Annotated in this window: 6 protein-coding genes; 3 read left to right on the top strand and 3 right to left on the bottom strand. The window is 64.2% G+C overall.

The annotated features are described in order from the left end of the window. Window positions 1-273 precede the first annotated feature (273 nt). Window positions 274-1,305 (bottom strand): PDDEXK nuclease domain-containing protein, encoded by a 1,032-nt coding sequence (locus IWX65_RS16525; RefSeq protein ID WP_196884617.1) that lies wholly within the window; start codon window positions 1,303-1,305, stop codon window positions 274-276. A 175-nt stretch (window positions 1,306-1,480) separates the two neighbouring features. Here IWX65_RS16525 and IWX65_RS16520 point away from each other — a divergent pair, with 175 nt between their 5' ends. After that, a complete protein-coding gene (locus tag IWX65_RS16520) occupies window positions 1,481-1,861 on the top strand; it encodes a hypothetical protein (protein ID WP_196884615.1) in 381 nt (126 codons plus the stop codon). Window positions 1,862-2,005: 144 nt separating this feature from the next. Here IWX65_RS16520 and mobF read toward each other — a convergent pair whose 3' ends face one another. Next, a complete protein-coding gene (mobF, locus tag IWX65_RS16515) occupies window positions 2,006-6,820 on the bottom strand; it encodes a MobF family relaxase (protein ID WP_196884613.1) in 4,815 nt (1,604 codons plus the stop codon). 568 nt (window positions 6,821-7,388) lie between these two features. Here mobF and IWX65_RS16510 point away from each other — a divergent pair. After that, complete coding sequence (locus IWX65_RS16510) at window positions 7,389-7,817, top strand: hypothetical protein (RefSeq protein WP_196884611.1); 429 nt, start codon at window positions 7,389-7,391, stop codon at window positions 7,815-7,817. Window positions 7,818-7,883: 66 nt separating this feature from the next. Next, window positions 7,884-8,408 carry a hypothetical protein gene (locus IWX65_RS16505; RefSeq protein WP_196884609.1) on the top strand — a complete coding sequence of 175 codons (525 nt, stop codon included), beginning with the start codon at window positions 7,884-7,886 and terminating at the stop codon, window positions 8,406-8,408. Window positions 8,409-8,702: 294 nt separating this feature from the next. Here the strand turns inward: IWX65_RS16505 and IWX65_RS16500 are convergent, their stop codons facing one another. Next, window positions 8,703-10,130 (bottom strand): ParB/RepB/Spo0J family partition protein, encoded by a 1,428-nt coding sequence (locus IWX65_RS16500; RefSeq protein ID WP_196884619.1) that lies wholly within the window; start codon window positions 10,128-10,130, stop codon window positions 8,703-8,705. Between the last annotated feature and the right edge of the window lie 730 nt (window positions 10,131-10,860).

Here is a 10,860-nt window from a genome sequence, read left to right as displayed (position 1 = left end):
CGCAGGAAAGATCCCACTCCCCACCCGAACCCCGTCCAAACCCTCACCGCCGGCCCACGAATAGGACTCAGAACGATAAGTCTCGTTCCCGCTTGCGGTTCGGGAAGGGGCTCAGCCGGCCTTGAACTCTACTGATTGGCTACCACTCTGCTACTGGACAGCTTTGGGCGAATTCCGCCGCGTATCTGCGCCGACACTCCGCAACTGACGCGCTTTGGCGGGCTTTCGTCGCCCCGAGTAATTGTGCAGACAGTGTCTGCACAATTGGATCCGTCAGTCGGAGTCGAGCTCAAGCGCAGTGACGATCGCTTCGGGTGATGGCAAGGCGTCCTGTTCGGCCTCGGGAAGAGCATCATAGGTGTAAGAGGCAACCGCAAGTGGCTGGGCTGCTCCGTCCAGGGCGTATCTAACGGTGTGCTCATTTTTCGCACCGCACACGAGGATGCCGACGGGTGGCCGCTGTCGAGGCAGCCTAATCTTGTCCTTGACGACCGAGACGTAAAAGTTCAGCTGCCCGAGGTGCTCCGGCTTGAACTTCCCGGCCTTAAGCTCCACAACCACGTAGCGTTCCGTCGGAATGTGATAGAGCAGAAGGTCGATGTAGAAGTCGTCCCCTCCGACCTCAAGATGGACTTGCCGGCCGACGAAGGCGAAGCCGGCACCGAATTCCATGAGGGTCTGTGTCATGCGTGATGACATGGCTTCCTCGATTGCAGCCTCATCCGCCTCGGGGCTGAGGCCGAGGAAGTCCAGTACGAGGGGATCTTTGGCTACTTCGCGAGCTAACCCTGTTCCCTCCTCTGGCAGTCGAGCTTCAAGGTTGTTGGGAGCTGATCCTTCCCGCTCATGGAGTTTGGAAGCGATCTGGTGTTCAAGAACGGCTAATGACCACCCATGGCGGACACTGCGGGCCGCATACCACTCGCGCAGGCCCTGATCCTGGAGCTGCTCGAGCAACGTGATGTTGTGGCTCCAGCTGATTTGTGCAGACACTGTCTGCACAAATACTTCGCTCCCCTGCCATGCGTCGGCCAAAGCACGCATGTAGTAAAGATTCCTGCGCGAGAACCCTTTCATGTGCGGGAACTGACCGCGGAGATCCTCTGCCAGACGGCCGAGCACCTTACTCCCCCACGGCTCAGCCTGTTGCTGCTGCAGGATGGTGCGGCCGATGTTCCAGTACAGCTCCATCATGGAAGCATTCACCACACGCTGAGTTCTCATCTGCGCGGCTCGTACGGCGTCAGTCAGCTCGGTCAGCGTTTCTGCGTAGCTCAAGGGAAGATCAGGTTCCAGGACAGTCACGTCTCACACCCTAGTAGAGTTGGTCTCGGCGACCCTCGAGTTCGGGACTCCCGTACTTACAGAGTTCGGAAACGCTTGAGTTGGCTCTTTCGACTTGTCGATCCCAAGATGTGACTTTGACGCGGCCTCCTAAGACAGATGAAGAAGCTGCTGATAGTTGACCTTATGTCGACCTATGTTGAAGCAGCTCGAGGCACTCGTCAGCCAGTACAAGATTGCGGACCTCAGGATCCCCGCTGGCACGCAGGTTCTGCGCATCCACGTCAGTCAGAAGCTCCTGCCCGTCGGCGGCGACCCGAAGAAGTACCAGTTCGTCATGTACGCACCTCAGCTCAGCTTCGCGCCGGCCAGCAACGTGCGCCTCGGTGCCACCGTTGTCTTCCCTCTGGACTTCAACGCCACCATCGACACGCCCGTCGTCGAAGCACTTCCCGGCCAGCCACCCGTCACCCTGATTGCGGGAGACGGAACACCTATCACCGTCGGCCAGCAGCGGACTTACGGCTGGTTCTTCCCGGCTGACCCGAAGATCACCTTCAACTACACCTACGCCTAGAACTCACCACCAATAGGGAAGGCGGCAGCCCTGGCTATCGAGTGCGGCCGCCTTCCCTATTCCTGCTGACACGCAGTCTGACTACAGATACACCAACGATTCGCCGCGTAGCTCCGAAACCGTTACAAAAACTCAGCACGACACCTAGCGCGACCTGCCTCGGTTGCGCTCTGTGGCTTCCGCGGCCTTACGGGCCGCGGAAGCTATTTCTTCTTGTGAGGACTTCGTCGCGGGTTGGTCCGGTGCCGACTTCTTCCTCTGGATAGCTTCCTCGGTCTTCTTGCCCCACCACGAGCTACGGTTTGTGGTGCGGGCGGCATCCTTGTTTTCGGTCACGGCGGGCTCCTTCGTATTCTGGTCACGCTCGGTGCGTGCGGGATCGCTGTCTACCTTTGCCGCACCGGGCGTTGGCGTCCCTGCAGCGGCTGCCGCCTGTGCGCGGTGCCTGGCGAGAACCCGGGCGACGGCGGCCGACATCTCGTCGCCTTGCTGCGGTACTGGTTCGGCCTGTACGGCCTCCACAATCCGTGCCTCGCGCTGCTGTGGCGCTGGCAGCGAGTCGCTGGCGGCGGCGCGTTCTGCGCGGAGCCGGTCGATGACGCGACGTGCTGCTGCCTGCTCGGTGGTCATCCGCTCGGCAATGGCCGCTTCGTCCGCTCCCTGCTGAATCTGCGTGCCCGTCCGCGGTGTGACAGTGGTGAGTTCACTGTGCTTGTGCAGGGCGGTGGCGCGCTCGATGAGGCGCTGCGCAGTCAAGTCGTCCCTGTACTGCTTGGGGATCAACGCCGTCTCATGGGTGCCGATGTTGTACCGGTTCCGGTATGCCTCGGTCTCGGCCGCGATGCTGTGCCACTCGGCCGCCTTCGCTTGCCTACCGGGCACGGGTCCGAGCGCGTTCGTCCACGCGGGCTTCTCTTCCGCGAGCTGCGCACCACGGACCATGATTCTCTGTCCGAGGTACGCCCGGAGCCGGTCAAGCTCGGCCCGGTAGGAGGCCGGCACCAGTTCATCGCGCAGGAGCACAGACGGCGCGAGGTCATCGCTGACCGTCGTGGCGGCGACCGGCGGAATGCTTGCATTCCTTGTCTTACCAGCATTACCAGCATTGCTGGCATTGCTGAGCTGTGGCAGTGCGACGGCGCGGAGTTGCTGCTCGTATCGGAGGGCGTCGCCGATGGTGACCTGGTGTGCGGTGCGGGGATCTTCCCCGCGTGCGGTGCGCTCGATCGCGGCCTGCGTCGGGGAGAGGTCCTGCCGGCGTTCCAGCTCAACGGTCATCGCCTGCACCGTCCACTGTGCCCTCCTGGCTGAGGCATCGACGGGCTGGGTCGGGTCGATGGCCTGCACTCGCTGCAGGGCCTCGGTGCGTGCGTCGGTGAGTTTGTCCGTGCGTATGAGTGCGAACGGACGTGCCGCCCACTGCGTGTCCATCGGCACTTCACCGGGTGAGCGGCGCGGCAGGTCGATTCCTGCTGCGTGCTTCGTGGCCTGGTCTGCGAGGCGGGCCAGGTGCTCGTCGGACACGGCGCCGAGGGGACGCTGGTCGGCGTTTGAGAGGAGGCTGTGGGCGGCGTCGATGCGCTGCTCGAGCCGGTAGGCGAGGACGGCGGCCGGGTCCTGGGCTCCGTCGAACCCGCGCAGGTGACCGGTGTCGGCATGCTGCCCGCGCCCGGTGCTGTCACGGGTGACGCCTGCGGCCTGGGCCAGCAAGGCGGCGGGGTCGAGTCCCTGTGTCTCTGCTGCCCGTAAATGCGTGGCTACTGCCCCCCATGCTTCGTGGGAGGTGAACTGCACGGCGGTCCGCGGCCCCAGAACTGAAGCTGCGATGGTTCGGGTCTTGGCTTTCCATGCGGCGTTCTCGACCTCGTTATAGACGCCGGCAAGGGTGGCGACGTCACCGGAACGGACGGCCTCGGTCCTGACTGCTTCGTGCGCTGACTGGGTGCGGTCGTAGTTCGCGGTGATCGTGGACACGACGCTGTCGCGGGTCACGGCCTGGTCATTGTCGTCGCCGAGTGCGACGTAGAGGCGGTTCGTCTCGCGTCCCCGGGTCGCGGCGACGTAGGCGCCGGCCCGGTCAGTCCGCTCGTCCAGAATCGCGTGCGCGGTATCGACGGTCGCGCCCTGGGCGCGGTGCACGGTCGCGGCGTAGCCGAGCTGTCCGTGCTCGTGAAGGTATCCGGCGTCGACGGTAATCCGTCCCCGGTGACCGGTGTGCCGGAGAGTGACCCGCTGCCGCTCCTGCCCTACAGCTGCGTCGGTCGCGGGATCGGCGGTCACCTTTTCGACGGTCCAGACATCGTTGTTCTTGACGAAATCCTTGCCCTGGTTGACCTGCAGGGTCCGGTCGTTCTTCCGGGTGACGACGGTGTCCCCGGCATAAGCGCGCAGGCCATCGCGGAGCACGACAGAGGGTGTTGCTTCGGTAATCGGGCCGGTGCCGTCGGTGAGGTCGCCGGTGGCGATGCGGACGGCCTGGGCGCGGGCGTTGAGGTCGGTGACGGTCGCGTTGTCGGTCGCGACCAGCAGCGAAGTCTTACCGGCCTGGGTGTCGGCCATCCATGCGCCGAGGGCGTCCTGGGTCATGGCTTCTGTGGTGCCGGCGGTGACGCGCTTGTTCTCGAGGTACCAGTGGAACGGGGTGTCCGCGCCGGCTGCGGGAGGTTCGCGCAGCGCCAGGGACGCCTCCGACTCGCCTTCGGTGCGGAAGCGGTGGACGTCCTCGAGGCGGACCGCTCCAACCTTGTTGTTGAGCAGGCGCAGCGCCCCGCCGGAGCCGATGGCGCCAAGCTGCCGGTCATCTCCGATGGCCCTGACGACGGCGCCGTTGCGGGCAGCGACGGCGACGACGTCGGCGAGCTTCGGGGTGGTCACCATGCCGGCCTCGTCGACGATGATCACGTCCCCGGCCCCGAGCATGAAGGCCGAGTTGATGAAGCTCGAACGTGCGCCCGCGTCGTTGTCCTGCTGGTTCTGCTGCTGGTTGCGGTGGGTAGCAAGGAACGCGTCGATGGTCGTCGCGTCGGCTCCGAGGTCCCCACTCATGACGGCCGCCGCGGCGGCAGTCGGGGCCAGTCCGATAACCCGTCCGCCAGTGTCACGGACGGCGTCCGCGGCAAGGGAAAGGCTCGTGGTCTTACCTGTTCCTGCCGGTCCGATGCCGAGGGTGAGCAGCTTTTCGTCGGTGGCGAACGCGCGCGCCAAGTCGATCTGCCCCTGGGACAGAGATGGCCCGCCGGTCTTGGCCGCAGTTTCGGTGTGCTTCGCCAGGACTGCGTCGAAGCGTTCCATGGACACGGCCGGGATGACGGTCTTCTGTCCGGCGGCGAGGATCCTGTGCTCGGCGTTCAGCACCTCGTGGGAGGTGAACAAAGCGCTGTCGGCCTGCTGGAACTGACTCGATCCGTCAGCCCGCAGGAACTCGCGCAGGCTTGGGGTAATGGCTTCCGGCGTGACCTGGAGGCTGTGCGTGCCAGTGACGGAGCGGGTGACCTTCTCCACGGTTCCGTCGGTGATAGTTTGCCCGGGGAAGGCTTCTTTGAGGTGCCGGCGGGTCTGGGCGATGACGTGGTTCCGACCCCATGAAGCGCGCTTGGCCGACAGCTCATGAACAATCTGGCGGGCGTGTTCGTGCACGTCGAGGTCCTCAATGCTGCGGCCGGCGGGCGCGCCGGGGCTGGCACTTCGGACGTGCGATAGGAGGGTCGGTCCGACCGGCATCCCCATCCCGCCGTCCAACCCGGTGCTGTAGTCCTTTTGCCATTCCTCGACCAGTTCGGAGAGCCGGCGGGCGCTCTTCTTCTCCGGTCGGGTCTCCAGTGTGGCCTGCTGCGCGAGGGCGATCTTCTGCTTATCGCTGGGCGCGTACCCGTGCTTGTCGGTGAACTCGGTTTCGAGCCGGTTGATCGCGCCGACGATGTTCGTGCGCCTCGATGAGGCGCGGTGAATGGCGTCGAGGTCGATGCCGGCGACCTCGTAGACGGGCTCTCCACTACCGGTTGCTCGGGCGACCGTGCTGACGCCAAGGGACGCACAAACCTTTTCGATGACCTTCGCGTTGTACGTCTCGGACGCGGCGACGTTCATCTTGTAGAGGGTCCGTCCGTCGAGGGAGGACCACTTGCCGTCGACCCCTTGGACCTTGTTCGCGATGACGACGTGGTCGTGCAGCTGGGGGTCCCCGGCGCGGGAGTCGTAGTGCCGGAACTGGGTTGCGACCAGCCCGTGCTTCACGTCGACTTGCCGCACACCTTGCTTTCCCCGGCGCGTATAGGTGGCGTTCTCTTCGAGGAAGGTGATCGTTTCTTTGATGGCTTCGTTGTGTGCAGTCTCAACCGCTTTGCGGGCTTCGTCGCCGCCGAGCGCCCAGAGGAGGGACACCGATTTGGCGGGTGAGAACACCAGGTCATACCCCGCCACTGTCTGCTGCTTCGGTGTCGTCTGCGCGGTCACGTACCGGGCGAGTTCTTCGTTGCTGCGGGCGTTCCGGCCGTGGGACGCACGGAACAGCTCTCCACCGACCCGGAACCGGATCTCATGCAGAACCTCTTTCGGCAGTGCCTTCTCGGCGTTCTCCGGGCCGCTCCACGCGGGTCCGCTGGTGCGTCGGAAGCGGGCTGCTTCCTCGTCAATCCTGCGCGTCATGTCAGTGTCGGCGGCACCGAACTGGTGGTACTTGCGGCCCAGAGCCACGTCGGCCTGTGTGCCTCCATCGGCGAGTATCTGAGCCGCGTTGGGCTTGATGCCTTCGCCAAAGAGAGCTTTCATCTGCGCCTCGGTGACCTCGCCCTCGACCTCCAGAAGCTCCTTCGAGTGTCCTACCCATTGGCCCGGAGGCATGCCGTCGACGGTGTAGTAGTCCCCCAGCTCACGACCCCCGGTGCGTAGCTCGTCGGCGCTGGCGACCTCGGAGGTGTAGTAAGCGTAGCCGTCCCCAGCACTGAGCTTATGGACGGTCATCACAGGCTTCATTCTCGCGGGCTACGGCGCGATTGTCGACCTCACCTACATAAGTGCATGAGGTGTGACAGATTGTGCTGGTTGGAAGGGTGCAAAAATCGCATGGTGACGACGTAGGAGGAAACCCAGATTAGGCGCCGTGGAAACCAGTACGATTGGTCCATCGAATCTCGATGCGGTTGTGCACATGAGAATGGGCGGTGGGTAACACGATTTTCGTTATCCACCGATCGTTCAATTGTGTGGAACCGCTAACGGACGTTATCCACCAGGTGGGCAGTATAGAGACGTTGGGTTATCTCGGAGCTGTCCACGTGTGGTCAACGTCCGTTGTATCCAGCCCGAGCGTCAGCGAGGTCCGCATCAGCTGTTCGCAGTCTGTTCGCAGGCGCCGGCGGTGACGTCGGGCATGGTGGATGAGCGGTCGGATATCGGTTGGGGTCGGCCCGCGGTGGGCGGCCGCTAACCGTTAGGTTTGGCAGGGGAAGTGCGTCGGATCGCAAGTCATGGCCGGGGCAGTATCAAGTACAGGTTCTGAACGCAGGATGAGTGAAGGGGACGAGTCATCATGGCAGCACCGAGGAAGTCAGCTCAGCAGGTAGCAGCACGGGAAAAGGCGAGGGCGAAAGCCCAGGAACTGACCGAGCGGCACGAGCGGTTAATCGACCTGGCGGCGGAGTTCTTCGAGCAGGAGCAGCATGCCGAGCAGATCCGCGCCGAGGCGCGGGAGCGGGCCGATGCAATCCTGGCGAAAGCCGAGCAGGACGCGGAAGCGGCCGCGAAGGAAGCCGGCGCGAAGGTGCATCAGATGCTCGACACCGGCGAGAGCCGCGCGGCGGTCGCCGCCCGACTCGGACTCAGTACCGCCGAAATGAAGCGGGCCCTGGACGGTGCCGGCACCAGCTCACCGTCCGGAGAAGCGCGGACCGAGCCGACCCTGGCGGCAACAGCAGACGACGTCGCGGAGCAGGTCGCCGCCGAGACGAAGTCCGCATAGCCCGCGGGTGGTCAGCGTCGTGCATGCTGGCCATGGGTTGCACTTGCTCGCCCGTAGGGTGAGGGCATGATCCTGTACCCGCACGTCCCGCATTACCGCACTCCCTTCATGCCACTGATGCATGCTGACGGTACCCGCGCATCAGGTCAGTACGTGGTGTTCGAGGGCAGCCTGTTCACCGTGCAGCCTTTGAGCACCGACGGTGTCGCGTGGCTGGAGGCATTCGCGCAGCACCACCCCGGACAGGGATGGATAGCCCGCACAAGAGGAGAGGAACCCGAGGGTTGGGGTTACTACCTCAAGGGTGTCCCGTCTGAGGACTTGGTCGAAGGATCGGTAACAATCAGCACCGACGGGATGTGGAACGGATGGCGCATGCACGTGGTCGGGTTCGACGCCGACGGGAATGTCAGGCTCTTTGGCCCGGTAAACGGAACCCTCCTCTATGACCGGACCCTCAACGGCGAGGAGCCTGGGGTGATCAGCGTGGGGACGAGTGGCTACTGGGACATCGACGTGACCGTTACACGAGAGGTCGTCACCGACATCACCTACACATACAGCGACCTCCATCGTCTACGCCGATGGTGATGGCGTGAGCCGTTACTGCCGTCACCGATGGACTCCCTCGACCGGTAACCGGTTCTTCGTGTGTTGTCCTTCGGTGTGCAGCCCGGCCAGCACACGCAGCCCTGATCCGCGCTACGGCAGTCAAGTTGCTGGAAGTGCGAGGGACGGCGGTTCGTCGCCGGCGACCATCGCTCGAGGTTCCCGCAGCGGCGGCGAACCGCCCCGCCCACCAGCGGCGAGCTGACCGCCTTCCCCTCTCCCGGGCCGGGGCTGGTGGTGCAGGGCTGTCACTCCCTGCACCACCGGTGCCCGGTGCTACTCTGCCGCGTACTCCTCGGCGATCATCTCCTCCTCGTCCGCGTGGACTTCCCCGAACGTCTCGGTGTCCTCGGTGTCCTCCGTGTCCTCGGTGTCCTCGGTGTCTTCGGCGGGTCCGGTGGTCTTGTTCGCGCTGTCGAGGATGATCTGTTCGACCTCGCTCGGCGTGTACCCCCACGTGACCAACTGGGTGAGGTAGGTCAGGTGGCTTCGGTGCGGTGAGCGCCATGAGTCCTTGGCGATGGTCTTCTCAAATCCTGCGCACACCAGCGCGATCATGGGCACCTCGGGACGGGTGGTGGTCTTCGCGACATGGTCGCGGAGCGGGTTCCACCCCCAGGTCTCCTTGCCCTCAATCTTCGCTCCGGCCATCTCAGCGGCCACGGCTCCCTCATAGCCGCTGGCAACCTCGGAGTGGTGCGTCAGGGCATGGACCGTGAAATACTGCCAGCCCTTCGAAGCCTGCTTCTTCGCCAGCAGGGACCGCACGAAATCGCGGCGAACAACCGTCGCCGATTCCATCGCCTTGTTATTAGCGATCAGGGTCTTCCGTGCGGCCTTCTGCTCGTCGGTCATGGGTCCGCTGGTCGCGGCAGAACCAGAGTTGTAGCGGAGCTTGAAACCCAACTCCTTCCAGCCGGTGACGACCGGGATCACGGTCAGCGCGCCGTTGATGTAGGCGGCGTTCGCCTCCTCCGGCGTGGTCTGCGACCCGTCAGCGCGGAGCAGTTCGGTGACGCGCACGTTGTCGTCGGTGGAGTGGTAACCCCAGCTCACGTCGTCCACGATCGGTGTCCCTGCCGCTTCCAGTTCCGCGACCAGCGCGGCACGTGCGGCTTGGTGTGCGCGTTCGTCGCGCAACTGCTGGGCGACGTGGGCGAGCATGTCCGGCTCGTCCGTGAGGACGGCTTCAAGGTGCGCTGTGGCGTCCTCGTCGTCTGCGAACTCGACGAGCACGAGAGCTTCCTCGATGGTGCGGCCCTTGGACAGTGCGGCCTCCCCTGCGGTGCTCTTCTTGGCCTTCAACGCGCCCTCAACGGTGGTCTTGGCGCGTCCGGTCTTCTTCGCGATCTGCGCCGCGCTCACCCCCAGCAGGGACAGCTGGTGGAAAGCATCGGCCTCGTCCGCGTCGGTCAGCGCGGAACGCTGTACGTTCTCCACGACCTGCGTGGTGATCCGCTCGGCTTCCTCCGGGCTGGCGACGACCATGACCGGGATCAGGACGGCGTCGGCTTCGACCGCGCCGCAGGTGCGGCGCTGGCCCATCAGGACGTGCACGGTGGTGGTTCCGTCGCTGTTGTCCTTGCGGTGCGCGATCACGGGTTCGATCACGCCGTGCTCCTTGATGCTCGCCACGAACTCGGGCGTCAGTGCGGCGTCCTTGCGCACATTTACGTCCACGGTGAGCGTGCGCGGGTCAATCATCTCCAGCGTCGGGGTGGAGGTCGGCTGAGTAGTCAGCTGAGCGTTCACAGTGTTGCTCCTTCGTTGCGGTGGTGGTGTCGGGGCCCTGTAGTGACCAGCAGTGGACCCTTCCCCCGTTGTTTTTGCCTGCTGGCGAGCTCGCTCGCTCGTTCCCGACGGAGCACTGTCAATCCGTAGGGCGGGGCCTGCCGGAAACCTCGAAGGAAATAAGCGACGAAGGAGCGCCGTAGAGGTTTATGGCCGGCCCCGTCGCGTCAGCGATTGATGGTGTGGAGCGGGGGCGCATAATCCGCAGGACAGCAGACAAAAAACACCCGGACGGGGTGCGACGAAGGAGCACCCGGGCCTATTCAGGCCGAAGCGAAGCGCAGGACCGCTTAGAGATTGAGAAGCCAACTAGGCTCATTTCATGAACGCGAATCTCCCGACAACCACGGGGATAAGGGCATGGTCTGTCACCAAAACGGTTTTGGTATCAGCCGCTGGTTTCTTGGTCACGCTCATAGGAATCTTCGCTGCGGTTGTAACGGCGGTTCATTAGGTGGCCCCCGAACTCCGCCCAGGAACAACTAGGTGCCACTGTGGAGAAAATTGCGATCACGCAAGATGCTGCCTACGTTGACGACGGGGTAAAGCGGCTCATCGCAAACGAGAGTGCAGGCGGGGTGTAGCCGGGGCGGGCGCGTCGGTGACGAGATAGAGGTCGAGGCCTTCCGATGATGGAAGTTCT

Origin of the sequence: Arthrobacter sp. CAN_A214 (assembly GCF_015751955.1) — a bacterium.
Taxonomy (GTDB): domain Bacteria; phylum Actinomycetota; class Actinomycetes; order Actinomycetales; family Micrococcaceae; genus Arthrobacter_D.
The sequence above is the reverse complement of the archived record's forward strand: the minus strand, read 5'-3'. Positions and strand labels throughout refer to the sequence as shown.

Excerpts from the sequence above, each read along its gene's own strand:
- IWX65_RS16520 (WP_196884615.1), top strand. The coding sequence starts at position 1,481 with ATGTTGAAGCAGCTCGAGGCACTCGTCAGCCAGTACAAGATTGCGGAC.
- mobF (WP_196884613.1), bottom strand. The coding sequence starts at position 6,820 with ATGACCGTCCATAAGCTCAGTGCTGGGGACGGCTACGCTTACTACACC.
- IWX65_RS16500 (WP_196884619.1), bottom strand. The coding sequence starts at position 10,130 with ATGATTGACCCGCGCACGCTCACCGTGGACGTAAATGTGCGCAAGGAC.
- IWX65_RS16505 (WP_196884609.1), top strand. The coding sequence starts at position 7,884 with ATGATCCTGTACCCGCACGTCCCGCATTACCGCACTCCCTTCATGCCA.
- IWX65_RS16510 (WP_196884611.1), top strand. The coding sequence starts at position 7,389 with ATGGCAGCACCGAGGAAGTCAGCTCAGCAGGTAGCAGCACGGGAAAAG.